The 26,579-nt window shown below is 39.7% G+C and carries 15 protein-coding genes; 10 read left to right on the plus strand and 5 right to left on the minus strand.

Going from position 1 to position 26,579, the window contains the following annotated elements:
* Positions 1-11: 11 nt before the first annotated feature.
* From Q4534_RS19285 to Q4534_RS19310, 6 genes are all read left to right on the plus strand, one after another.
* Positions 12-1,718: a RagB/SusD family nutrient uptake outer membrane protein gene (locus tag Q4534_RS19285; RefSeq protein WP_303614786.1), complete on the plus strand. Its 1,707-nt coding sequence runs from the start codon at positions 12-14 to the stop codon at positions 1,716-1,718.
* Between the two features lie 26 nt (positions 1,719-1,744).
* Positions 1,745-2,809 (plus strand): BT_3987 domain-containing protein, encoded by a 1,065-nt coding sequence (locus tag Q4534_RS19290; RefSeq protein ID WP_303614787.1) that lies wholly within the window; start codon positions 1,745-1,747, stop codon positions 2,807-2,809.
* A 472-nt stretch (positions 2,810-3,281) separates the two neighbouring features.
* Positions 3,282-5,729 carry a BACON domain-containing protein gene (locus Q4534_RS19295; protein WP_303614788.1) on the plus strand — a complete coding sequence of 816 codons (2,448 nt, stop codon included), beginning with the start codon at positions 3,282-3,284 and terminating at the stop codon, positions 5,727-5,729.
* A 106-nt stretch (positions 5,730-5,835) separates the two neighbouring features.
* The gene (locus tag Q4534_RS19300; protein WP_303614789.1) at positions 5,836-8,490 is read left to right on the plus strand and encodes a right-handed parallel beta-helix repeat-containing protein; all 2,655 of its coding nucleotides are present in this window, start codon (positions 5,836-5,838) and stop codon (positions 8,488-8,490) included.
* A gap of 94 nt (positions 8,491-8,584) precedes the next feature.
* On the plus strand, positions 8,585-10,285 hold the full coding sequence (locus Q4534_RS19305) for a right-handed parallel beta-helix repeat-containing protein (RefSeq protein WP_303614790.1): 1,701 nt from the start codon (positions 8,585-8,587) through the stop codon (positions 10,283-10,285).
* Between the two features lie 298 nt (positions 10,286-10,583).
* Positions 10,584-12,959, plus strand: a complete 2,376-nt coding sequence (locus Q4534_RS19310; RefSeq protein WP_303614791.1) for a hypothetical protein — start codon at positions 10,584-10,586, stop codon at positions 12,957-12,959.
* 224 nt (positions 12,960-13,183) lie between these two features.
* Here Q4534_RS19310 and Q4534_RS19315 read toward each other — a convergent pair whose 3' ends face one another.
* On the minus strand, positions 13,184-15,679 hold the full coding sequence (locus Q4534_RS19315; protein ID WP_303614792.1) for a hypothetical protein: 2,496 nt from the start codon (positions 15,677-15,679) through the stop codon (positions 13,184-13,186).
* Between the two features lie 550 nt (positions 15,680-16,229).
* Here Q4534_RS19315 and Q4534_RS19320 point away from each other — a divergent pair.
* Both Q4534_RS19320 and Q4534_RS19325 read left to right on the plus strand, forming a co-directional pair.
* Complete coding sequence (locus Q4534_RS19320) at positions 16,230-17,672, plus strand: nucleoside hydrolase-like domain-containing protein (protein ID WP_303614793.1); 1,443 nt, start codon at positions 16,230-16,232, stop codon at positions 17,670-17,672.
* Positions 17,673-18,073: 401 nt separating this feature from the next.
* The gene (locus Q4534_RS19325) at positions 18,074-20,152 is read left to right on the plus strand and encodes a S9 family peptidase (RefSeq protein ID WP_303614794.1); all 2,079 of its coding nucleotides are present in this window, start codon (positions 18,074-18,076) and stop codon (positions 20,150-20,152) included.
* 281 nt (positions 20,153-20,433) lie between these two features.
* On the opposite strand, the gene Q4534_RS19330 is transcribed toward Q4534_RS19325, so the two are convergent.
* The 4 genes from Q4534_RS19330 to Q4534_RS19345 all read right to left on the minus strand — a co-directional run bounded on the left by Q4534_RS19330 (position 20,434) and on the right by Q4534_RS19345 (position 23,425).
* The gene (locus Q4534_RS19330; protein WP_303614795.1) at positions 20,434-20,898 is read right to left on the minus strand and encodes a hypothetical protein; all 465 of its coding nucleotides are present in this window, start codon (positions 20,896-20,898) and stop codon (positions 20,434-20,436) included.
* Between the two features lie 56 nt (positions 20,899-20,954).
* On the minus strand, positions 20,955-21,611 hold the full coding sequence (locus Q4534_RS19335) for a hypothetical protein (protein WP_303614796.1): 657 nt from the start codon (positions 21,609-21,611) through the stop codon (positions 20,955-20,957).
* Positions 21,595-22,086, minus strand: coding sequence for an RNA polymerase sigma factor (locus Q4534_RS19340; protein ID WP_303614797.1), 492 nt, complete (start codon positions 22,084-22,086; stop codon positions 21,595-21,597). The genes Q4534_RS19335 and Q4534_RS19340 overlap by 17 nt, the downstream gene beginning before the upstream one ends.
* A 226-nt stretch (positions 22,087-22,312) precedes the next feature.
* A complete protein-coding gene (locus tag Q4534_RS19345; protein ID WP_303614798.1) occupies positions 22,313-23,425 on the minus strand; it encodes a DUF6920 family protein in 1,113 nt (370 codons plus the stop codon).
* A 290-nt stretch (positions 23,426-23,715) separates the two neighbouring features.
* Between Q4534_RS19345 and Q4534_RS19350 the strand changes: the two genes are divergently transcribed.
* Both Q4534_RS19350 and Q4534_RS19355 read left to right on the plus strand, forming a co-directional pair.
* Entirely contained in the window at positions 23,716-25,230 is a 1,515-nt protein-coding gene (locus tag Q4534_RS19350) for a sulfatase (protein WP_303614799.1), read from the plus strand.
* Between the two features lie 62 nt (positions 25,231-25,292).
* Positions 25,293-26,480 (plus strand): winged helix-turn-helix domain-containing protein, encoded by a 1,188-nt coding sequence (locus Q4534_RS19355; protein ID WP_303614800.1) that lies wholly within the window; start codon positions 25,293-25,295, stop codon positions 26,478-26,480.
* The last annotated feature ends 99 nt before the right edge of the window (positions 26,481-26,579 follow it).

Genomic DNA, 26,579 nt, shown 5'->3' on the forward strand with positions numbered 1-26,579 from the left:
AAATTAATAAGATGAACAAACTAAACTATTTTGTATTGTATCTGGCATGTATAGGCTTGATTTCTTGTGATGACTATTTTCTTCCTGAACCAGACAATACCTACACTGATGAGATTTTATTGACAAGACCAAGCTTTGTTGAAGGGCTGTTAATGCAAGGCTATACGGGCTTACCAAATGGTTATAGTTTTAACACTGAAACAGCTACCGATGATGCGGTTACGAATGACCTGAATTCCGGTTATCTGCGTTTGGCGACTGGTGAATGGTCTTCTCAGTATGGGGCCTTGGGTTCTTGGAGTGAGGACTATACTAAAATATATTACTTGAATAAATTTCTGGATATTTATGAATCGGCGAACTATGCCGTGGATATCTCAAGACCGGCTGCTGATAATGACATCAGGAACGCCCTTTATCTAAAAAGACTAAAAGGAGAGGCCCATGGATTAAGAGCATGGTATAAATTTGAACTTCTAAGGGCTTATGGAGGAAAAAGTGAAGACGGAATATTATTGGGATTCCCGATAGTTGATAATACACTTTTACCGGAAGACAATTTAGAATTACCTCGAAACACCTATGCGGAGTCCGTTAATAGTATTTTATCAGATATAGATGTAGCGATAGCCAATTTACCTGATGTTTATGTGAATACAGGTGATGCTAATTTCGATGCTGTTATGGGGAGTAAAATTGATGGCCGAATAAATGGCAAAGCAGCGAAAGCATTGAGATCCAGAGTAGTCTTACAGGCCGCCAGCCCGGCTTTCTCGGAATCAAGTGGCGTAAGCTGGGATGATGCAGCAAAGATATCAGGTGAATTTTTAATTGAATTGGGCGATTTGTACCAGGATGGAATAACCTTTTATTCCACCATAGACAATAAGGAACTAATTTGGAATCAATCAAGACAATTAACCCTTTCATGGGAGAATCAGAATTTCCCTCCGTCTCTTTTTGGCTTTGCAAGAACTAACCCTTCTCAAAACCTTGTGGATGCATTCCCGATGAGTAATGGCTATCCAATTAGCCATGAACTAAGCGGCTATGATCCTGACAATCCTTATAAAAACAGAGACTCAAGGTTAGACGCCTATATCATATACAATGGATCTGAATTTAAGAACAGTACAATTTTCACCTATGAAGGCCAACTATTAGATGGTATTCGGGCACAGGAAAATTCCACCCGAACTGGTTATTACCTAAAAAAACTGATGGATGAAAGTGTAAGCCTTAGACCAGGTAATCAGGTTTCTACGAATCATATTTATACCATCTTTCGTGAGACAGAAATACATCTAAATTTCGCTGAAGCTGCAAACGAAGCGTGGGGACCAGATGGAGACCCTTATGGTTATGGATTCACAGCGAGAACAATCGTAAGAGGTTTGCGCGCTCGCGCAGGAATATCATCAACTGACAACTATTTGAATGGAATAAATTCGATTGAAGAAATGCGGACACTTATAAGAAACGAAAGACGTCTTGAATTGTGTTTCGAAGATTTCAGGTTTTGGGATATACGTAGATGGAATGATATCACTACCATGCAGGAACCTGTGAGAGGTGTTTATATTACCAATTCACAAGATGAGAATTCCTATGATTACAGGGTTGTAGAAAACCGTACTTATGAACCCTTCATGATATATGGTCCCATACCATACAATGAAACGCTTAAGTACAATCTAAAACAAAATAACGGGTGGTAAGAATTAATTCACTAATTGGCTATAATATGAAAAAGATAATTATTTACTTAATATTAGTCATTGGAACAATGGCTTGCAAAGACCAGGAATTCGAATTTTATGATTTTGATTATACTGCCGTATATTTCCCTATACAACTTCCGTTAAGAACATTATCTCTTGGAGAAGATAGAATTGACAACACGCTGGATAAAAGCCTACAATTTGACATTGCCGTTTCAATTGGGGGCCTGTATGCGGCCAATAATAATGATTGGTCTGTAGATTTCGAAATTGACAATTCCCTTACAGATAGTGCCTACATTATTGTTGACGATGAAACAATTAAGATTCAACCTTTACCTACAGAATATTATACCCTGGAACACTCATCAATGATAACTATACCCAGAGGATCATTTAATGGGACCGTTAGGGTCCAATTGACCAATGCTTTCTTTGATGACCCTATAGCTTTAAGTGGTGCTTATGTTATGCCTTTACGTATTACAAATACATCAGCGGATAGTATTTTAGTAGGCGCTCCAGCAAATGCTGATATACAAAACCCAGACAAAAGAGACCTTAATGACTGGGAAGCAGGTAAGAGCCCAAAAGACTGGGTCTTGTATGGCATCAAATATGTTAACGGTTATCACGGATCCTATTTACAGAGAGGACAAACCATTGTTTATTCTGGAGATACTCCAATTGACACTGTAACATACAGGGACATACATGTGGAAAGAGACAACATTGTTTTTCTTACAACATCAGGTAAAAACACTGCGGTTACTAATTTCATAAGCCAAAACACAAGCACAACAGGAGGGTATGCGATGAACTTGGAATTCCCAAACATGTGGGGAACTCCTGGCGGGGACATTGTGATAACCCCAAGTGAAGGATCATCATTTGCCGTAACAGGAAGTGGACAATTTATGGACAAAAATACAAGTACAGAATCTATTATAGGAATTGACATGCAATCGATGCATTTAAATTATACTTATGAAGCTGATGGAAATACTTATGTAGCTTCAGATACCCTGGTCTTTAGAGATAGAGATTTGAAGTTTGAAGAGAACTCCATAATAATTTCAGAAAATTAATCGGTCTTTCAAAAGGACTTATTTTAAACAGGGTTTCATTTATCTTTTAATAATAACTACCCCCTGTATAAATGAAACTAATTGATCCACTTGGTTATTTATTCTCCTCAAGCTATTCATTTAAAGTTTGAGAATACATTGAGTGATTATGGTGAATAGTTTGAAAATTAAGAATTTCTGGAGGATAGACGTTTATCGAGATTCATATCTCATTTCAAACAAATGCGACCAAAACCAAAATTTTTGGTCGCATTTAATTTAACCCTGCAAATAAGATTATACTAGATTTTGCTAGATAATTAAAGTATTTCTCTATCTAAACCATCACTATTAGCCTTTTTCTTGCTTTTACACTGGCTGCAAGGTGACAATCATTAAATAAACAAAAAATTCAGTTGTGACGATTTTCAACTTCCTTTATTGCTTTTCGTGACGCTTAAGAATAGAACTTTACAACTTAAATTTTCATAGAATGAAGAATGCTTTTTTAGCATGCATGATGATGTTTTTTTCATTTAGCCTAACAGCCCAAGGCTTAGACATTGATTTAGTTTTGAAAAAAGGGGAAATTGAAATTAAACCCAGTTTTAACAACTGCAGCTATTATTTTTATCCCAAGGGAGTATCAGAAAAGGAATATATTGTTGATTTTCGTCGCAAGGGGACAGAAGCTTGGCAAGCTACGTTCAAGACAATTAGCGACCTACCTGTTGGGGTTTGGAAAGGAAGTATTTTTGGATTAGAAGAAAATACCGAATGGCAATTACGCGTACGCTCCTCACTTGATAGTACCCAGATTATTTTTCAGGAAGATTTTCGCACATGGACTAGTAATCCACCCATCGCAAAAGTAATCGACTTGAGTAAAGTAAAAGTGGATAATAAAGGAGGAATTGTAATAACCGAGGAGGGCAAATCGGACGGCTGGATCAAATATACTGCACCACCAGAGTGGGTATTAAAAAGACAATACATAGATAAGGATTCTCAAACTGCTGCAGTGCTATTTCAAAATGCGAAGTATGTAATCTTAGAAAATGTAACCATTGAAGGGGGCTACAATCATGGAGTTGAAGTACATGAATCGGAATATGTACGCATCATCAACTGTGACATATCCGGTTGGGGGCGTATTGGCAAACAGGTTTTCACGCGTAAAAGTAAACGGAGTAGCAACAGTATTGGTAGGTATCTGGACTCGAATGGGAAAGTGATAAATTATGACGCTGGAGTGAAAATAATGAATAGCCTCGGCACAGTAGTAGAACGATCTTACATTCATGATCCTCGCGGGAGAGCCAATGCTTGGATGTTTTCACATCCTACCGGACCCAGTGCCATATATGTATTGAATTCACGAGGAGGTAATGTGATCCGATACAATGACATGGTAGGAAGCGATGAGCATCGGTGGAATGATGTTATTGAATCCTCTGAAAATGGTGCTGCAAGGGGCGGTTTTTACAGGGATAGTGACATATATGGTAATTACCTGGCTTTTGGTAACGATGATAGTGCAGAACTAGAGGGAGGCGGAATGAACAATCGATTTTACCAAAACAAGGTAGAAGGCACCTTAATGGGGGTCAGTACAGGAGCTACTATACTAGGGCCACAATTTGTGTTTGGCAACCTAATTACAAACCTTGGCGATGAAAGCGGTTTAACATTTAACTTCTTTAAAAATGGCCATGGAAATCCCCAGGGTGGTAAAAGGTATTATTTAAACAATACACTTTATGGGTTCAATACAGCACCCTATCACAGCTATCACAAACCAATTCCTCACCGCCAAATTGGTTTTATGCGCAATAATATCTTTTCTTCTGCCAATCAAAGCCCTGTTGACTGGGCAAAGTGGGACGATTTTGACAATGACTTATTTTGGATTGAAAATGACCTTCAACTCTCCCAAGAAGTTCTATTAGGGTATCACCGCAATGGTCTGGAATTGAATGGTATTGCAGGTGATCCGCAATTGATAGATCCACTAAAGGGGAATTATCAATTGCCACCTAATAGCATCGCTTCGGGTAAATCAGTAGCGCTACCCAATCTCCTTCCTGAAGGAGAAAACATGGGTGCTTTCATAAATGGGATAAATGCTTTACCATTTCGCCCCTTAGCTTTAACCGCCTATCCCCAAGAGTTGAGTTTTATCGCTCCTTTTCAAAAAACAGAAATGGAAGTAAGCTTAAGCTTACCTGCTTCGGAAAAACAGGCCATCAAATTTAAAATCCACCAAAACAAGGTTTTCAATTGGTTTCAAGTACGCCCTTCTTCAGGGGAATTAAATCCCGGGGAGTCTATTAAACTCAGGGTCACACTTGACAAAAACAGACTACATGGCCGCCCTTTATTCAGAGGAGCTTTTATTATAAGAACCCCGGATGGACTCTCACGTCCGATCTCCCTATATGCAAAGGGTGAATTTAAGGAAGACCTTAAACCTTCAGCTGCTCCCAATACAGTCTATATTGAAACTGCACGTATCTCTGACATGGCAGCATTCATTAAAACCTCAGATAACCCTTCCGTTTCCAAAGGCAAATACCTTGAGCTGGATGACGATGCAAAAGAAATACCGATGGAAGCGGAATTTAATATTAAAAAGACAGGAAGATATTTTTTATTGATGCGGATGGCAATCAAGGAAAATCGAAGGCCACGAAAAATCCAGGTAACCTTGGACGACAATCCTAAAGAAACTTTTCAATTTCAACCAGGTTATCGCTGGGGTTCCGTAGATGAAAATGATTTTAGAGTCATGTTTTTGCAAGAGCTTGGAGATGAATTACAAGCCGGCAAACATCGGCTATCGATGAAGATGATCAATGGAAATATAAATCTAAATCAGATTATCATAACAGATAATCCAAGGGTGTTTTTTGAACAATATTGGCATCAAGTGAAAGAATAGGTGCGGGGTTTAATTATGAAGTAACACCACATCGCTCCTGTTCATCTTGCATCTTCCATTTAGTTGCTTGTTTCTGCGGATGGTGATTTGAAGACAAATATAAATTATGAAAAAGATTTTAATTGCAGTTAAACTTGGGGTCTTCCTTACTTTTTTTTCCATGTTTGATGGGAAAAGCCAAACTTATGATATTCCTTCAAAAGCTCATTATATCCAGATTACAGCGCTTGAGCTTGAATGGCCAAATTACCTAGAGCCTATAAAGGCTCCAGGGATCGGCAAAGAAATAATACAGACTGCTGAATTCTTGACTTTAGGTAAAGAATTAATACATCCAAGCCATGGGCTAAAACCCTATACCTCTCATTCGGTTGTGGTTAGCTTGAGTAACCAAGATTTGTCCTCCAATAAAGCATTGGAAACTGAGAATAAACACCTTAAACAGCCCCCCAAATCAAGACTTAATAGCCCCTACATCTTACCTCCTGCCACCATGTATGTCTCCCCTAGTGGTAGTGACAGTAATGATGGGCGAAGTGCTGACACTCCGTTCAAAACCATTTCCAAGGCAGTAGCAACTGTTCAGCCCGGAGATGTGGTTTATTTGCGTGGTGGCGTTTATCCAATAAAAGCAACTTTCCATAGGTCGGGTACTTCTTCCCGAAAAATTGTATGGGCTTCTTACCCCGGTGAATGGGCTTATTTTGATGGTTCGGAATTACCTAAAGTACCTAAAAGTAAGGATTTCTTAACAGTGAAAGCCAACCATAATGTATTTGCTAATTTTACGATTAGCAATGGCCCCCATCGAGGCATCATCGTTTTCGGATCAAACAATCTGATAACCGGTCTGGTATCCCATGGGCACAACTTCACCGGCATCCAAAACTACAACGGTAACAATAATATTTATGAGTGGTGCGTAGCTTACGGAAATTACGACTCGGTTCCCATGTCGGGCGATCCTGCTAAAGCAGGGAATAATGCTGATGGTATCGGCATAACAACCGGTAGTGGCAATATCATTAGACGAAATTTGGTTTATAATAATTCAGATGATGGAATAGATGTATGGGAAGGTGAAAATTCAGTGGTTGAATACAACATGGCATACGATAATGGCTATGGACCGGAAGGCAATGGAAACGGGTTCAAAGGAGGTGGACCAAGCGGAGGAAATAATATTTTCAGAAACAACGTGGCTTTTCACAATAAGAAAAGAGGGTTCACTGATAACAATGCATCAAATGTCTCTTTTATTAATAATACCGCTTACAACAATAATAGAGGAGACAATACCGGAACGGCCGAGTATGGCGCAAGCTTCCAAGCAACCCAACCGACAGGCAATGTTTTTAAGAACAACCTAACCATCTCCGGTACCGGGAATACCGTGGACATCAGCCCTAATTCAACTCAAGAGAAGAACAGTTGGAACCTAAACATTCCCTCACCTCAATTTAAAAGCACAAACCGTAACAATCCCAATTTCCTTCACCTCTCCCCCGGCAGTCCTGCAATTGGCGTTGGTGAGGGTGGGGTGAACCTTGGAAGTGACGAATCAACTTTTGACCTGCTTCGTCTGCAGGAGGCCGGAACTTCTCCATCGTCTAGAAATATTGGCCCTCAGGAAATTAGTCAAACAGCCCTCGGTTTTGGAGAGCGCAATCTTTTCGTATCCCCTACAGGAAATGGGTCAAATTGCTCACAGGAAAACCCTTGTAATCTCAGTACCGGAATTAGCCTGTCCCGAGCTGGAGATGTTGTATTTCTAAGAGGCGGGCAATACGACTTACCAGTGGGAAATATCTTATTCAATAAATCGGGCAAGCAAGACAACCCGATAATTTATGAGAGCTATCCCGGTGAGCTTGCTATTTTTGATGGGGCCGGTCATGCAAAAGCAGCAAAGGTTCGCATTCAATTAACTGGAAATTGGATAGTGTTGCGACGAATTGAAGTAAGAAACATGCCACAAACTGGTCTTCGCATAACCGGAAATCACAATTTAATGGATGGAATCCATTCACATCATAACTCAGGGACCGGAATTCACATTTTTAGTGATTACAAAGCCTATCCATATGGTGCTGAAGGGTCCTACAACACCGTAAAGAATTCAATTGTTCATGACAACTCGGATGCAGGTTTAACCTATGCAGATGACAATTGGGGCAATAATGGAGGAGACGCCGATGGTATTAGCATTTCTTCCGGAGATGGAAATATGGCTATTAATAATCTTGTCTATCATAACTCAGACGATGGAGTTGATTCATGGAGATCCACAAATACTGAGTTTGCATACAATATCATCCACTCCAATGGAATCGCCAATGGTAACGGAAATGGAATAAAGGCTGGCGGAGCAAATCAAAGCTTCAACACCTATGTGCATCACAATATCTCGTACAACAATCGAGCTACTGGTATAGACTTTAATAGTGGTGTGGATGTCCTCTTTTATAACAACGTCTCTTACATCAACAATACAGGCTATACTCTAGGAAAAACCACTACCACCGTTAACAATATTGAATTTGGCAATAAGGCTCCAAGCTACCGAAGCGGAAATCATCACCACAACAGTTGGAATTTGTCTGAATACACAGTTTCTGCCGGTGATTTTGTAAGTTTGGATCCGGATTCAGCAGATTTCCTAAGATTAAAAGCCGAGTCTGGAATTGTGAATATTGGATTTGACGTTGGTTTTTCATTCATAGGCTCCGCTCCTAATCTTGGAGTTTATGAACAATATTAAATTTTAATATATTGCATTACCTATACTGCTAATTCCGACAAAAACAGATTAAAATTTATACCTACCTTACTTTATCATTATCTTAAAATCTATCATGAAACCTTTCAACTTGATCTTTTTAATGGCTGCCTTATTATTTTTGCATGATGGGTATTGTCAATCACCGGGAGAAAACGCGCCCAACCCATATACCGTCGCAACTTTTGAATGTGCTGGTTTGTATTGGATTACCCCTGAATCAGGAAATTGCACTGTAAAATATAAAAAGCCGTCGGATGCAGGTTGGACACAGGGATTAGATCTGGTATACGACAGCAGAGATGGCCAATATCGTGGAAGCATTGTCGGCCTTGACCCTAATACGGAGTATCAAGTAGAATTAACTAGTGGCAAGGCTAAAACAACCATGAATTTCACTACCCGAGATGATCAATTTCCAATAGGAAAAACAACATACCTGCCGGAAGGTGAATCTACTGACCCCATCATTATTACAGAATCCGGAACAGCAGAAGGTTACCATTTGGTAACAGTACCTGAAAACACACGTTCCGTGCTTAATATGGGCAATGTAGGCAATGAAGGGATACAAATTGATGCTGACTACGTGATCGTCCGTGGAATAGAAGTCCGTAACGCGAAGACAGATGGTATTCGTATCAAGAAAGACAGACATGATATTGTCATCGAACAGTGTTTTATCACTTTTTGGGGTAGAATAGGTGGCCCCATCACCTACGGGAATTTAGAAGGTAGTACGGATAGTGGAATTAATGCAGAAAATGGCACTTGGAATTTGACCATCCAACGAAACCTGATTGAAGATCCAAGAGGCGCATCAAACGATTGGGAAACGGGTCACCCGGCAGGCCCTCAAGGCATTACTATTAGAGAAAGTCTGGGAGGGAATGTTATACGTTATAACGATATTCTATCCACAGAAGATCATGGATTCAATGATGCTATCGGCGGTGGTGCAAATTATTCGAATGTTGGCAATATGAACCGAGATTCGGATATTTATGGCAATTTAATCCGTAGTGTGTGGGATGATGCCATCGAAGTTGAGGGAGCCAATATGAACGTAAGAGTATTTGGCAATTATGCCCATAAATTTTTCAATGGGATCGCCACGGCTTCTACTACCAAAGGGCCAATATACATTTATAGAAATGTAGTTGGAGAAAGCAGAGTAGGACATCGTAACCCAAGTGGAGGGGCTTTTATCAAAACCGGAGAGCGTGAGCCCTTTGCCGGAGGTAGAAGGTATATTTTACACAATACGATTGTACAACCAATGGGTGTTACCCATGCTTTCTCTGGTCATTCTATTTCCAACACCGTCACACGGAATAATATTTTCGATGTGCCGGGAAGGCTAGCCTCCAACCGTGAAACAGTTGACAATAGTGATTATGACTATGATTATTTCTCAGGCCTTTCCTCGGGAGTAGCCAAAGAAGAAAATGGCATAGAAATCAGTACAACACCTTCTGCAACAAGGCTCTACAGGACTTCTTATGCCTTGGAATATTATCCTCGATCTCGGATCAACTCTATCATCTGGGGAAGGAAGCCCTATCAGTTCGGTGATGTCAAAAGAAATATTACCGACCCTGTGGTCCAAATCCGCAACCCATTGATTGATGGTGGTATCGAAATACCGGGATTTAATGTTGATTTTAAAGGGAATGCTCCAGATGTAGGGGCTTTTGAAGTAGGCTCCCGCCCACTGGAATTTGGGAGACGGGCCTATTTGGTCCATGATGAAGGCTGGTCTTCTTGGGAGAGGTAGTAATTGGCATTGGTTTAAGTCAAAACTATTTTTTAGTAACAATTTTTATAAATGAGACTGCTTTCTGAAAAGTTTGGTTAGGGATATTTGACCTAGGAAATGATTTAAATCACCAACCTGATTGTATAGAGTAAATATTTATAACGCATGTTAATCTATTAGACAAATAAATCATATGAATCCCCTACCTACTAATAAGTTTACATCTGAAAGAATACATTTCTCCTATGGATTCTATAAAATATTTTTATCAAGGATTTTGGTTGGATTTTTTTTGACGGGATTGTATCTAACATATATGCCTCTAGCACATGGTCAGTCTTTCGTGGACATTAGCGTGAAAGAGTTGGCTGGATTGGATATTCAGCGTGCCGTTACAGGTGGAATACCTATTGAAAAAGGCTCGGCGCCTAAGGGAAGTCATTTTGTTTTATTTGATCAAAATGACAATCCAGTTCCCTGCCAAAATGAGATTTTAGCTACCTGGGAAGATGGTAGCGCCAGATGGGTTCTTCTGGATTTCCAGGCCAAACCTCATGCTAAAAAGGCCAGCCATTTCCGACTGAAATGGGGAACCGTTGTGAAGAAAGCCCAGCCATCTACTGCCGTAAGGGTTTCCAAAAATCAGGGGATAGCTATCTCCTCCGGCAATGTAAAATTAGCCACTACTCCGGAAGCATTGTTGCGAATTTCTGATCGATTTGACGTCAAGCTTGTCATGAAAAACAAATCAAAAGAGCGATGCGAAGCAACAGTCACTTCCTCTAAAGTGGAAACCAATGGAGAAATGCGTTCTACAATGATATTGTCCGGATCCTTTAATAATCCGGCTGGAAAACGAATGGTAGATTTTCGACTTCGAGCCTCCGTCTTTGCCGGCTTGGAACAGTTTTATATTGAACCACAGTTGTTAGTAAATGCAGACACGGGAATTATAGCATATATTGATGATTTGAGTTTTGAAATTGTGCCACTTAATCCCCTACGTAAAGCCACTATTGGAGGTGACCCGGGATGGGTGGGAAAACCTACTGAAAACCAAACGGCTAAACTGTTTCAGGTGGATGATGAAAACTACACTATTGAAGGTAGCGCAGGAAAGGGAAGTAAGGCTCCGGGGTGGATGGAAATTAGCGACCGAAAAGGGACATTGTCTTTTGCTCTAAAAGATTTTTGGCAACAATGGCCTAAGAGCCTTGAGGTGAACGATAAGGTAGCTAAACTGGGCTTGCTTCCGGAATTTGAGGAAGGTGCCTTTGCTCATATGGTTCCTTGGTACAAGTATGATTATCTTTTCGAAGAAGACTCCTATCGACTAAGGGTGGGGCAAGCCCGCCGTTGGCAGATTTGGCTTGACCTATCAGGTGATGGGGCTTCACTAGCAAAGTCTGCAAACCAAAGATTAATACCAATACCTGACCCTACACAGGCTATCCATACGGGAGAATGGGGATTTATTGCTGCTGCTGGCAGCGAAGGAATGGCAGCATATGACGATTGGGCGGAAAACCAATTTGAAGGATATCGCCGGTCTATTCAAGAACAACGGGATTATGGTGCAATGAATTGGGGAGATTGGTGGGGTGAGCGGGGAGTTAATTGGGGAAACCATGAGTACGACACCCCATTGCATATACTGACTCAGTTTGTTCGAACGGGTGACCCAAAATATTTTTATGTGGCTGAAGAATCTGCCCGTCATTTGAGCGAGGTAGATGTGGTCCATTTTGTGAATGATGATTTGAAAGAATATTTTTCTAAATGGGAATCAAAATCCTATCCCTCAAGACCGGGAATGGTTCACGAACACAGTATAGGCCATGTTGGTGGGTTCCACCCTGTTGAAAAAGTGAAGAAACTCTATGTAGACTTGGACATTGGCAAAGGAAACCCTAATCCTTACCTGTGTCTGGACCCATTTAATCTAGGCCACATATTTACCCTTGGAATGTCCTATTATTATTTGCTAACCGGAGATCCATGGATGAAAGAAACAGTGAACCGAATTGGGGATAATTTAATAAAACTGGCGGAGGACAGGACCTATAAATTCAAAGGTGGTAGTCATTCCGGCCGGATAAATGGTTGGACCATGCTTGCCTTGGCAGGTGAATACAACATAAACCCTACAAAGCGCTGTTTAAATGCCATGAAACATCTGGCAGACGATGCACTTGCTGAACAAAATGCACATAGTGGTGGCTGGCTGTACAGCCTTCCTTGGGGGCATTGCAATTGCGTTTCCATTGAGGACCGAAAGAAGGGAGTTCCTTCTCACGTGGGAGAAGCTGGTTTTATAAGTTCTATCAGGTTAAACGGTTTGAGTTATTATTATCGACTTACAGGTGATGAACGCATACCGCAAAGTCTTCTCAGGGGAGTAAATCACCTAAACAATGACACTTGGGTGGAGGAAATTAGTCAATGGAGATATACCTCCTGCCCCGCTTCTAATCCTATTGGCCAAATGGGTGTCACTATCATGACCTTAGTTAATAGTGTTAATATCAATAAAGACCCTGAGCAATTGAGAATTCTGAAGAAAGCATGGGAAGCTAAGTTTGAACGTAACTTGAAAAATTCTGGTAACAGACCGGGAATGGGGAAATCCTACGGTATTAGAATGTATGGTTCTCCTGAAGCTATGAATTTGTTTGTCAATGGAACCCAATAAATCTGATGGTTCAAACCCTGTTTAATAAAATGAGGCTTGGAGCATTTATATAATAAAATTATCGGGGTAAAACGCTTAAAATCAGCTTAATACCATATCTGTATAGGACTCCTACAAATTTATTGTCGTTCATTTAACGCAAAAAGTGCAATAGACTGTCTATTACACTTTTTGCGTTAAACCATATTGAGTACTATCAAATACGAATGGTGAAGCTATATTTCTTATTCACCAATTATAATATAACTTCCATTTGATCCTGAAAACTTAACTTCAGTATTAGAAATATTTTCGGTATCCACAGATAAATCTCCTGAACATATTACCAATGGTCTGGTTTTAAAAGGTCGCGTAAATTCCAGCGTTTCACCACCCACTGCCAATCCTGTAAGCCTTCGCTCTGAACTGAGATTTGAACGGGAATCATAGCTGAAAAGACTTAAAACATCTACTGCCGCATCTTTTGCCTGTACCCGGATTTTATGTAAACCAAAGCCTAAATTTAATATACCCTTCCGATTTTCCAGGTAATTAACCTTTTTGTCAGTATCGGTAAAGCCAATATTACAAGCCTGAGACCTCATAAGTTGGTCATCCACGAATATTTCAAGGGTACCGGCATCCGGATCATCTACCCAGGCCACCGAAATGTCTGTACATACCACTTCAATTTCAATGTATTTCCCAGGTTTAAGGGTAATTTTCTCTTTACCGTAAGGAGCTCCCCATTCTGAATGGAACGGCACTATTGTTTGCCCCATTAAGTTCCAGTTTGGATTTGAAACAGGAAAAAAGCGTCTGTTTGGGTTTATTTTGGAATCTACGTAGGTTAATTTGGCATTCTCTCCCGCTATTTCAAGAATATGCCTGTCTCCTAAACTGGTTCGCCCATGTCGGAACATTGAATTGCGCAGGTTGTAAGATGGACTTGACCTCCTTGATTCAAACTTTACTCCATCAATATAGGGTACAGGAGGCTCGCTGTCTGTTTTGCCCCAGCTATTAATCGCATTGTCTTCAAATATGAATCTATTGGTCTTTATTCTTGAGCTGGTGGAATCAAAGGTTACCATCTTTCCTTCCCATCCGTAGGTATTTGCATGAAGCCGTTCAGGTAATTGAAGTTGGGCTTGTCCGCTAAAAATCGGATTCCAGCACTCAAAAGCCTTCTCCAGTTGTTTGAACCATAAATAATGGCTTGCTGCTTGTGGATGGCCATCTGAAGGTACAAGGGAATACTTGTTACCCCAACGGGTAAGATCATCAGCTATTTTTGGATAATCCATATATGGGATCTGGTATCTTAGAGATAGGGCCTGAAGGTCTACTGTATTTGGGGTATATTTACCCTGATTCTGATAAGGGCTAAATAAGAATTCCGTATTGGGATAATTTTGCTGAATCCATCGTATTGCCCCCTCAAAAACAGCTATTTCATCTGGTGTGTCCGTTTTCTCATTGGCTCCACTCCCAAAAATCACAAGGTCAGGCCTCGCTCCTTCATTGCGATTAAAAAGGTCAGGGTATAATTCTTCCCAAACTTCTCCTTCCTTGTGGCCATTCAATCCAGGATCGGGTGGTAATGACAATGAAAAGTACTGTTGTAGTCCGGAGTGTGATTCACCAATACTTGATCCATCTGCGGCCATGAAATTAAGACATATTTTATCGGCAGTTAGGTTAAACTTTCTCATAAGTTCAAGTTTTAACCTTCCCGCATAACTGTAATAATGCCTCCATTGTCCAAAATACCCATCTAGATCAGGTCTCCCAACTTTTTCCGCATCAAATAGGTCACCGGAAAGAGGTTGTTTGTAGGTTTCAGAATCAGGGTCTTCGTCATAAAGGTACATCGGTGGATTGGCACTTCCTCTGTCAATACTTGATCCCATTACGATTATATGAATAGGTTCTCCTTTCCATAGTTTTTGAACCGTTCTGGGAATATACCTGTAATTTGGTGTCATTTCCCTTGAGGTAAGGGTTTTGTTTTGGGAAGCACCATTGACGGTGAGCTTTGGAGCATAAACCCAAACTGTATCGGATGAGCTTAAATTCTCAAATTCAACCTGAATCCCAAATGTATTGATATCTTCTGAACTTGACTTGTTTCCAACGCTTGCTTTTCCAACGATGGTGGCATGCTCTACAAAGATGTTAATGGTGCCGGTATCCTCCATCGAAGCGCTATATTCTTTAGCCACAACCAGCTCACCCCTTGCATGTTTCGGAAAACTACGACTGTCTCTCATTCCAAAGTCCTTAGGACTCCATTCACCATCTTCACTATCTGCTTTCATCACTTTAATCGCAGACTTAAGCTGATTTGCCCCATTTTGATATCCAAGTACGGATAAACTCAATTCGTCTCCATAAGCCAGACCGGCCTCGGGAAGTGTGAAAAATTGCCACATCTTTTTACCGGGACTTATTGCTACCATGTTATGGGTTGAAAAATCAGGTCGTATGGTGCTGGGGACATGAGACTCACGCATTACCTCAATATCACCCCATGCCTCAGTATTCCAGAAAGCTACATTATGTGATTGAAAATCTGAAGCTTTTCCTGTTCGGTGACTCATAAATGAATGGAATTCAAAAGATGGGTTCAAAATCAGGTTTGGCTCCTCTTTGGCCCCAGATGACAAGGGTATCACCTCATTAATAGTCAGCGTACTTAAGCCAAGTAAAAGTATCGCAATCTTAAGTGGATGCTTCATTTGAAAATTTATATGGTACAAGTAAAATATTAATTTTTTAAGCTCTCTACATCAGTATCCCTTAAGAAAATAAAAGACGACTGTAAAAACATTTTAATCAAAATATTATTGTATTAAAAGCTATAAAAATACCAATAAAAACTGATTTAAAATAATTAATCTAAAATATATTGCAAGACTTATTTCATACCCATTGGCCAGGTAATTTTCTAATATTCATCGGTATCAAATTTGAATCTCGATACTTACTAATCCTACAAAAAACACTTAAAAAACAATGTAGCTTACCCTTAATTGAACTTTTGTCTAGTAAAAACTATATAATCTCCATCGAACAAAAAATAAATGCGCTGTAAAAGCTAAAATGGAATAAACTATATTAAAAAAACTAAATAATTTACTAATAGATTCACTATTTTGCTAAGGTGAAAGATTAAAGCAATTCATGGCAAAATCGAACAAATAAAATTTCACCAAGAATCAAATCCTCAGCATCAATCACTGTAGGATTAAGCATTACCTTATTTACTTAATATCTAATACACCTTAAATGAAAAACCTAAAATTCCAAAGCCTGATTTATGGCATGCTCTTACTTTTCATAGGGTCACCATGTATCGCACAAACAGCAGAAAAACCACGAGTATTTGTTTTGACAGACATAGAAAATGAACCTGATGATGCCCAATCTTTGGTACGTTTCTTATTGTACAGCAATCAATTTGATGTGGAGGGCCTGATCGCCACCACCTCTACTCACCTGCGTGATAAAACAGCAGCTTGGAGGATAAAAGAAATCGTCAATGCCTATGGCAAGGTTAGAGATAATTTATTGACGCATGAAGAAGGTTTCCCAACAGAAGAATACCTACAATCCAAAATTAAATCCGGCCTTCCTAAATATGGTATGAACGCTGTAGGCCCGGGTAATGATTCTGAAGGAAGCGAATTATTGATTAAAGTAGTGGATAAAGATGATGAAAGACCTGTATGGGTTCCCGTGTGGGGTGGTGCCAATGTTCTGGCTCAAGCCCTTTGGAAAATCAGACATACCAGGACTATGGAAGAGCTGGATAAATTTGTTGCCAAAATAAGGGTCTACACCATATCAGATCAAGATGATTCTGGAGTATGGATTAGGAATGAATTCCCTGGTCTTTTTTATATTGTTAGTCCGGGTGAGGATTACATACACTCTACTTGGAATGGGATAGGAGGAGAATCCTTTCGAAAATATGCCTCCGGTGCAGATGCATCGCTGGCTGAAAACCCTTGGCTCAGGAAAAACATCATGGAAAATCACGGCCCACTGGGTGCCCAATATCCCGAAGTGGAATACATCATGGAAGGTGATACACCTAGTTTCTTAGGCCTGATAAATAATGGGCTGAATGTGCCTGAAAGGCCTGACTTTGGTGGCTGGGGTGGTCGGTATGAGCTGTATAAACCCCGTTTTAAACCCTACCGCAATTTTGACCACCAAGCACCTGAGCAAAGGGCCATTTGGACAGATGCCAGTGATGAAGTAATGGGAATAGATGGCAAAATTTACATCAACAATCAGGCGACCATCTGGCGATGGAGAGAAGCTTTCCAAAATGACTTTGCAGCAAGAATGGACTGGTGTGTTAAATCCTATGATGAGGCGAATCACCCTCCTATAGTCAAAGTAGATAAAACAACCAACATCACCATTCGCCCGGGAGAATCCATTCAATTCGATGCAAGTGGCAGCTCAGATCCGGATGGCGATTCTTTGTCCTATCATTGGTTCAATTACAAAGAACCCGGAACATATTGGGCCTTCAATTGGTACAAACCCCTTACAATTACTAACCCCAATAGTGCAAAAGTCACATTAGCCATAGGTGAACGGATTGAATTGACTAAAGCACAAACCACTCATTTAATTGTGGCTGTAACGGACAGCGGCTCACCTGCGATAACCAGATACGAAAGGATCATCATTAATATTCTACCTAAAAATAATTAACAACACGAATCATTTAAAAGGAAACCATTCCCATTCCAAATATAACCTTTGCCAATAAATGCTGGTCTTAATATTCAACTGAAATCTCCTAGGTCTTTTACATTGACAGCAATTGGCTTATTAATTAGTAATAAAGGAATGAGAAAAAACACACCGGAAGAATTAAATGGCAGCCACTTAAACCCGAAATATGCAATAGACAATCTATTACGTGCTGAAATCGCTTCAAAATCAGCCACTTCGTTGCTGTTTTCAATTTCACCATAGCGGTGCTATGCTAAAATATCAAAACAGCCTGATTTTCTTGCGATTGCAGCACTCATCACGAATCCTATTACATAATCCGGGTTAAATGTAACCCTTATTTTACTTAAAGAAACCTAGAGAAAAATTTTTATGGCATGAAAAACAATCGAAGAAATTTTATCAAATGGTCAGGATTATCCGGATTTGGAATAGGCTTGGCTCCTTCATTCGTATTAAAAACTAAGGCAGAAGAGCCCCCCTTACCCCATGTAGCTGAAGGAGAAGCCAACAAACCTCCTCATCGCCTCCCTACCATGATTCAAGATTACTACATCAATAAAGTCAGGGAAATATCGAAAAAACACAGTGATCTAATCTATGGACTAAGGACAAAAAAAGAAGCTCTGGAATATCAGGCAGAAATCAAGAATAAAATCAAGGATTGCCTCGGCCCCTTTCCGGCAAAAAACCCGTTGAATCCTGTGATAACAGGAAAACTGGAGCGGGAAGGTTTCACGGTAGAAAAGGTGATTTACGAAAGTCGCCCCGGCTTCAAAGTGACTGCAAATCTCTATATTCCAAAAAACGATGGTCAACCCATGCCGGCAGTACTTGGCACGTGCGGACACGCCAGAGAAGCCAAATCAAGCGCCTACCAGTATTTTGCCCAAAGCTTGGCAAGAAAAGGTTATGTTGTTTTAATTATTGATTGTGTTGGCCAAGGTGAGCGCTTGCAATACCCAACTCCGGGGCGAAAAAGCGCCATTAGATGGGGAGTAACTGAACACATCTATGCCGGCAACCCAACCACCTTGGTTGGAGAATCAATGGCCGGTTGGTTTGTATGGGACACCATCCGTGGAATTGATTATTTGTGTTCCCGTCCGGAAGTCGATCAGCGACACATTGGGGTTACAGGAAATTCAGGTGGAGGAACCCAAACCACCTGGCTATGTGGGCTAGAACCACGCTTGACCATGGCTGCTCCAAGCTGTTTTGTCACCACCATCCGCAGAAACTTGGAGAATCAGGAAGTCCAAGATGCAGAACAGTATGTTCTGAAAGGCTTGGCTAAAGACCTGGACCACTTTGATTTCATTGCCACTATGGCACCTAAACCTGTGATGCTTATTACCCAAGAAAAAGACTTCTTTGACACCCGAGGCACACAAGAAACATTCGAAATGCTTCAACATTTTTATAAGCTGTTGGGTGCAGAAGATAACATTCAATTGTTCAGAGGTGAGGACTATCATGGCTATCATCAACCCGCCAGAGAGGCCATGTATGGATTCTTTAATCAGGTGACAAAGATTAGCAATGACGGCAAAGAACCTGAATTTGAATTGGAAAAAGACGAAGACCTGTGGTGTACTCCTGAGGGGCAGTTGTCAAAGAGTGAGTCCCTAACTATTCCTGAAATACTCAAGAAAAAAAGCATCGAAATAGGAAAGAAAAGAGGAGAAGTTTCAGCTTCCAACTTAAAAAAAGCCTTGGTTGAAGTCTTGCGTTTGCCGGAAAAATTTGAAGTATCAGACTACCGGATTTATAGAGGAAGAAAGGAAACTTTATTCCCTCGTCCTTATGTCACTGACATGTTTGTAGAAACGGAGCCGGGCATTCACAATGCAGTCTATCGACTTACAGAAGAGAATATCTACTCTAGGCCACATGGTAGTCCCCAAAAAGCCATACTTTATGTATCTCACTTGGAAATGGATGATGAGCTGATCAATGATAAAAAGGTAAGAAGCACCATTTCTGATCATTCGGACCATGCGATATACGCTTGTGACTTAAGAGGAATTGGCCAAACTCAGTCCAACACACATGTCAGTTATTCTATTCCTTATAATAAGGAGTATTTTTATGGCATGCTTTCAAACATGATGGATGAACCACTTATAGGAAAAAGAACCTATGATTTGCTTTGCATTTTAAATTGGCTGGAAGACATAGGTCATACTGAAATTACTATTCTGGGCAATGGTTGGGGCTGTCAGCCTGCTACTTTTGCCTCTGTACTGAATAAGAATGTCAAAAAAGTTATCCTGAAAAATGCATTGAGCAGTTACAGTGATATAGCAGAATCTACTTTCTACAACTGGCCTGTTTCAGCTTTTCCTATGAATGTATTGCATCATTTTGACCTGCCGGATTGTTACCGCGAACTCGAACGAAAAAACCTTGAAATACATGGGGTATGGGATGCAAAAGCCGATGAAGGAAAGTAAAAAAAACATCGATCATTAATTATAAAACACATTATGTTTTGACAACAAAAATGCCTGCCACTCCTATCGATCTGGCAGGCAATTACTTTTTCACCAGCTTTATTAACTCAGACTAATAATAGAATCCCCTGTATTTACAGGAAGTGCTGTAATCGCGAAAAAATCAGCTTGTTTGGAGATTTTAGCAAGGCATCCCTATGTTGAAATCGAAAACAGTAACGACGAGGCAGATTTTAAAGTGATTTCAACAAGAAATAGATTGCCTAATGCCTATTTCAAGATTAAACTACCCTTCCTAATTTTTTGGCTTCAGCATCCTTCCTTGCCCCATAAAGCAACCCAAAGAGCATCCCAAAACTTGTTCCCATTGGCAAACCCATACTTGAGCCTAAATTGGAATCAATAACCGCACCATACAATATCCCCAGAACTGTCCCGACCATCAAACCATAAACCATTCCTATTTCAGTATAATGCTTTTCGGTAGTGAAATCTAATTCCACTTTTAGGAAGGCTTTAAATTCAGTTAACTTTTGTTTATAGTATTTTTTCGAGTTGTCCGATGATGTCTCTAGATGCAATGAACTTAATTCTTTTAGTAACAACGGTGACTCCCTTTCAGATAAATCTTTGTTTTTCAAGTTTTCCAGGATTTTAAGAAAGGATTCATAAATCCTTCTTTCCCGTTTATTATTCGTTGTTTTCAATAATTTGTTGAAAACTGCTATTGCTTCGGAAATGCTCATGCTATTTATCTTTTTTCGTATGTATTCAAAATACTCGGTTGCAATACTTTATTTTACTAAGCCCTTAAGTCTTCCATATCTGAAATCAACTCGTCAAGTTTTCTAATTACCCTTCCATACACGATATTTAAATCCCAATGGTAAATCTTCCCTCCAAAGAGTGCCAAAACAGCCAGAATGAATACCATGGCCAATAGTCCAATTAATGGCATTCCAAAAACTACATAAAGATCAGGGTATTTCACCATCAACTCATTCATTACCGTTTCATTTAGTTGCTGTCCATTTTTGCTGGAAAACCAAAACCCCATAATGGTAGATAGAAAAATTAGGGGGTAATAAATCATCGCCATTTTTTTATTGACCGATATTTGATCATCCAGCCAGCTTCTGAATGATTTGAGGTATTGATAGCTGTTAACATTTTCATCAATGCGATCCAAGCCCTTTGCAAGCCTTTTATTCACTACAAATACCCCGGCTGAAACCAGAAATAAACCTACTCCCATAATGGGAATTCCTGAAAAAAAGGAAGCTGCTAAAACCACTACAGAACCAATCGCAATGGCATTCAAATTAATTTTAAACATCCTTTTATATTTATCGATGAAATGAATCGACTTTTGATTGTAAAGGTTGGTTACCTTTGGGCCCACCAATATCTCATTTTTCAAAAACCCTTCTTTCCAAATTACTTCAATTGACTTTTCCATCTAATCTTTTTTTTAAGCGTTCTTTAATTCGTTTAATGCGTACCCCTATATTGTTTGGGTTGGTACCAATAATTTCTGCTATTTCCTGGTAGGTCTTTTCTTCCAGATAAAGTAAAATCACTCCCCTGTCTACCTCCGATAATTGTCTAATGGCATCGTACAAATGATTTAGTGCCTCATCCGAAAAAGCATGACTATCTTCAACCACCTCTTCAGGCAAGGCATCGGAGGCAAAATGCTGGTAATTGTTTTTCTTTTTTTTCAATAAGGTCAAGCACACATTTAAAGACAATCTGTAAACCCAGGTAGACCATTCAGACTGTTGGCGGAAGTTGTCTCTACTTTTCCAAATTTGTAAGCATACTTCTTGATAATAATCTTCAAAATCCTCTTGTGTATTGGTATAGGCCCTGCATATCTTTATGACAATTGCTGCATAAGGTAAAATTGAAGATCTGTAGAAGTCGCTGCTCACTGCTTTTTTTCTTGGTTAGTGGTGTAAATCAAAAATTATTACACCCAAATTGAAATTTTTATCAAAAAATACGATGGAAGTAAATTGGGCTTTTCTCCTAATTAGAAATTTTGTTGCCTTTATATAAAACTGAAACATTCAGAAGACCATCTATCAGGCGAGGGAATTATTATTCGGAAATCAAGTGAGACAGCCTATGCATAAGGTAGCCCATGTAGATTAAACCTTAGTCCAAAACCAACGGCATTTCTCTAACATTGTATTTAATATCTGTTATTTCCAGCTTTAGCCATGTCCAATTCCCATGCGCTAACTTCCATTCTGCTTTAGATGCTACGGGTATCCGAATACCATTACGCTCTTCCGTTTTTATGGCACTAACTGTCCATTCTGTAGGAAAGGTGTCACTTGCGTCTTTATAGCGCATGGCTACAAACTTTTTGAAATCCCCTCTCTCGTCAAAGTGAAAAATACCGGATCCTTTTGTTCCTTTATACTCCATAGTTGCTTTGGCCGAATAATTATCTACTGTTTCCCAAGTTAAATAAGGGCTTACTACAAAAGAAGGGAACCATACCAATTCAGCCAAATAACGTTGTAAGGAGGCTTGATTTATTTTATCCTCTTTTTTGGTATTCACTATTGAAAAAAGAGACCACAACTTAATTGTCATTTCCCCCTCCCCTTTTTCAAATTTATCTCTGCCCACCACTGATAATAATGGGTTCATTTGTAAATCTACCGACCAATTAAATGCCGGAGGATTTAAAGTGAAATATTGGCATGCCTGAGCATTAGTCCATTGTTTTTGCTCCGGTTTCATCAACATTTGTATGTCTTGTTCCAAGTAAACGTTGTAAACCATCGCTTTGCCAATAGCACCATTGTTCATCAACCATTTTTGGACAATTAAAGGTAATCCTTCCAGCATTTCTTCAGATAAAAGGGTTTGGCTGTTGGTCTTTGAGTTGCCAAACATATCCCCAATTTCACCCTTCACTTTATTCTTGAAATTAAAACTGGAAAAGGCAAGAATTATCGCAACCAGAACAACCAAATTTATAATTGTCCCAAATTTGGCATCATGCCAAAAATTTATAATTAAAAGCTGTGAAAGAATTATGCCTCCTAATCCTGTTAACTGCCAATAATCGGACCTTCCAATTAAGAATAATACGGTGACAACAAATAAAAAGAAGGTCAGCAACCACAATATCCCCATTGACCGAGAGATGGGCTGAGAAATGGCATTAAATTCGGACAGATCATATGCTTTCAAAAATCCAAAGAGGTGAATTACCCCATGTAAGGCAATAATTACAATTAAGACTATCCGCATAATTTCTCAATTTACAGTCAAACACAAGGTTTTCACCTACTTTAATATAACAGCTCTAAAATAATAAAAAAACAAATCTCTGCTCTCATAACCTTTTTATATCTAAGTATTTGCAACGAAAAACACCTGTTAATCAACCTACAAGATAAAATGCAGAAGTTTAAAATGGCTAATTAATACCCTGAAATATTTAACTTAGAGGAACCTATAATCTTGAAAACTTTGATCACTTCACTCCACAGATAATGTTGTTGATTAAACAAGATCTCAAAAAGAAAAAACCAATATAAATGACACATTTCATACACCTAAACCACCTTACGACCTTGTATTTTAGTAATTCAAAAAAAAAGCTAACCCTGTTTTTATTTTCTCTTTTTATCTTGCTTTCAATACAAACAGAAGCCCAAGACAAGAAGAAACTGAATGTATTGTTTATGATTTCCGATGACCTTACAGCCACTGCGATATCCAGCTATGAAAACAGAGCAAGCCTAACACCTAATATAGACCAACTGGCATCTAAAGGAACTCGATTCACAAAAGCCTATTGTCAATACCCGGTTTGTGGTCCTTCCAGGGCATCGATGATGTTTGGTTATTACCCCAACGCCACTACTACCTATGGCTATGTAAGTGGTAGAGAAAATGTAGGCCCTGAACGTCAATCTTGGGCTCAGTTATTCAAAGACAATGGCTACTATACCGCAAGAGTAGGGAAGATTTTCCATATGGGGTCTGTTGATATTATGAAAGGGAGAGATGGCAAAGATGACCCGGCTTCCTGGACTGAAAGGTACAACAGCCCGGCTCCCGAAGTACATGCCCAAGGAGAGCGTGAGCTGGTTCAAAACAACCCATTTGGTTTGCTTGAGGTCTCCCAAGACAGCAATTGGAATGGAGGAAATCAAATCAATATTGTCAAAACTATTGAAACCGAAATTCACACTGATTCCGAAACAGCCGATAAAGTTTCAGACCTCCTGAGACAGCATAAAAATGATCCATTTTTTATTGCCGCAGGATTTTTCAGACCTCACGTGCCTTTTGTCGCTCCAAAGTCATACTATGAGGCTTACCCATACGAACAAGTGGTGATGCCCCCAAAAGTCAGCAATGATTGGGATGACATTCCGGAGCAAGGAATAAATTATGTTAACAGTCTGAACGGAGAAATGACAGAGGAGCAGGAGAAAAAGGCTATTGCTGCTTATTATGCCTCCACCTCCTTTTTGGATGAGCAGGTAAGCAAAGTATTGCAAACCTTAGAAGACGAGGGTTTGGAAGAAAACACCATCGTAATTTTCACCTCTGACCATGGATTCTTTTTAGGAGAACACCGCTTTTGGATGAAGGTTGGGTTGATGGAAGAATCAGTAAGGGTTCCACTTATTATAAAAGTTCCCGGACAAAAACCTGCCGTTTGTCATTCTTTCGCAGAACTAATTGATTTATATCCCACCATTTCAGAATTGGCAGGTTTGCAAGCACCAAAAGCTATCCAGGGTAAAAGCTTGGGAAAACTGATAGACAACCCCAAGCTAAAAGTAAGGGACTTTGCGTTTTCCGTTTCCCAAAGAAATGGTAGGATGGGATATTTAATTCGTTCATCAGACTGGGCCTATATTCAATATGGGGATGAAGCCGAAGGTGGCATGGAATTGTATGACATGAATTATGATAAGGGGCAATACAACAACTTGGCAAACTACCCCCAATACTCAAATGTGATCTCTGAAATGCAAGACCTCTTAAAAGGTAAATTAGCTGATGTTCGCAACAATGATCTGGGCATAACTTATTGAGATGAAATCGGCTAAACTCCACAAATACCCATCAGTTATTGCTTATCATAGAAATAGAAAAAATGACTGAAAACCTTACGCTTCAGCAAGCACAAAAACTAGTCCTTGCGTCTCAAGGGATCTTTAACCCTAGAAAAAATGTGCCCGCCATAGAACAAACCCTTTCGACCATAGAAAAGCTCGGCTATATTCAAATAGACACAATATCGGCTGTTCAACGTGCCCACCATCATACTTTATGGAGCAGAAACCCTAGGTATCAAAATGCACAACTAGATGAATTGGTGGCCGAGAGAAAAATATTTGAATATTGGTCTCATGCAGCAGCTTATTTACCCATGAAGGATTACAGATTTAGTCTTTTCCGAAAAAATGCCCTATTTAAGGGTGAGCAAAACCACTGGTTCAAGAAAGACCTTCAATTGATGGGGCAGGTCCTAAACAGAATCAAAAATGAAGGACCTCTGATGGCAAAAAACTTTGATTCAGAGAAAAAAACAAAAACCTGGGCTAGCAAACCTGCCAAACAGGCCTTGGAAAACTTGTTCATGCAGGGGGAATTAATGATCACTTCTCGCAAAAACTTCCATAAAGTTTATGATCTGACAGAAAGGGTATTGCCAAAGGCCATTGATCTACGAATGCCTTCTCAGAAAGAATATCATCGATTCTTAATCAACAATTACCTTAAGGCCAACGGTATTGGGCAAGCTTCTGAGATCTCCTACCTGTTAAAAAATACCAAAACACACATTGCTGGGGAACTTAAGGAAATGCATTCTTCAGGGGAATTAATAAAAGTTACAGTAAATGGGATTGATTATTTTGCTTTGCCGGAATCTTTGGCCTTGCTTGACAAGCCATTGAATTGTAAACAACTAAAAATCCTCTCCCCTTTTGACAATTTGCTCATCCAAAGGAAACGCATGCTCAATTTGTTTAATTTTGATTACCAGATTGAATGTTATCTCCCGGAAGCCAAACGTAAATACGGCTACTTTTCATTACCAATATTATGGAACGGCTCATTTGCTGCAAGAATGGATTGCAAAGCAGATAGAAAAACTTCCATTTTAAACATCCATCATTTGGCATTGGAAGAAGGTCTGGGAGACAGGGGCGCTTTTGCCTTGGCCCTCTGCAAAGAGCTGGAAGCCTTTAAAGAATTCAATAATTGCATGGAAATCCAACTTCACAAAACCAGCCCTTCTGAGGTCAAAACATCAATCAACAAAACTTTATTAACCTAATCGTAAGGGTGCACCATTGTGATACCCATAAAACAGGTTCAATAAAACCAACCCCCTATTTTTATAACATCCCTTATACTTACAATTGAAACTTGGGGT

Source organism: Cyclobacterium sp. 1_MG-2023, assembly GCF_030546805.1.
In the GTDB taxonomy this organism is placed as follows: Bacteria; Bacteroidota; Bacteroidia; order Cytophagales; family Cyclobacteriaceae; genus Cyclobacterium.

Bases quoted from the DNA above. Each gene is read 5' to 3' on its own strand.
- Q4534_RS19285 (WP_303614786.1), top strand. From the start codon at position 12: ATGAACAAACTAAACTATTTTGTATTGTATCTGGCATGTATAGGCTTG.
- Q4534_RS19290 (WP_303614787.1), top strand. From the start codon at position 1,745: ATGAAAAAGATAATTATTTACTTAATATTAGTCATTGGAACAATGGCT.
- Q4534_RS19345 (WP_303614798.1), bottom strand. From the start codon at position 23,425: ATGCGGATAGTCTTAATTGTAATTATTGCCTTACATGGGGTAATTCAC.
- Q4534_RS19355 (WP_303614800.1), top strand. From the start codon at position 25,293: ATGACTGAAAACCTTACGCTTCAGCAAGCACAAAAACTAGTCCTTGCG.
- Q4534_RS19300 (WP_303614789.1), top strand. From the start codon at position 5,836: ATGAAAAAGATTTTAATTGCAGTTAAACTTGGGGTCTTCCTTACTTTT.
- Q4534_RS19305 (WP_303614790.1), top strand. From the start codon at position 8,585: ATGAAACCTTTCAACTTGATCTTTTTAATGGCTGCCTTATTATTTTTG.
- Q4534_RS19315 (WP_303614792.1), bottom strand. From the start codon at position 15,679: ATGAAGCATCCACTTAAGATTGCGATACTTTTACTTGGCTTAAGTACG.
- Q4534_RS19295 (WP_303614788.1), top strand. From the start codon at position 3,282: ATGAAGAATGCTTTTTTAGCATGCATGATGATGTTTTTTTCATTTAGC.
- Q4534_RS19330 (WP_303614795.1), bottom strand. From the start codon at position 20,898: ATGAGCATTTCCGAAGCAATAGCAGTTTTCAACAAATTATTGAAAACA.
- Q4534_RS19320 (WP_303614793.1), top strand. From the start codon at position 16,230: ATGAAAAACCTAAAATTCCAAAGCCTGATTTATGGCATGCTCTTACTT.
- Q4534_RS19335 (WP_303614796.1), bottom strand. From the start codon at position 21,611: ATGGAAAAGTCAATTGAAGTAATTTGGAAAGAAGGGTTTTTGAAAAAT.
- Q4534_RS19350 (WP_303614799.1), top strand. From the start codon at position 23,716: ATGACACATTTCATACACCTAAACCACCTTACGACCTTGTATTTTAGT.
- Q4534_RS19325 (WP_303614794.1), top strand. From the start codon at position 18,074: ATGAAAAACAATCGAAGAAATTTTATCAAATGGTCAGGATTATCCGGA.
- Q4534_RS19310 (WP_303614791.1), top strand. From the start codon at position 10,584: ATGCCTCTAGCACATGGTCAGTCTTTCGTGGACATTAGCGTGAAAGAG.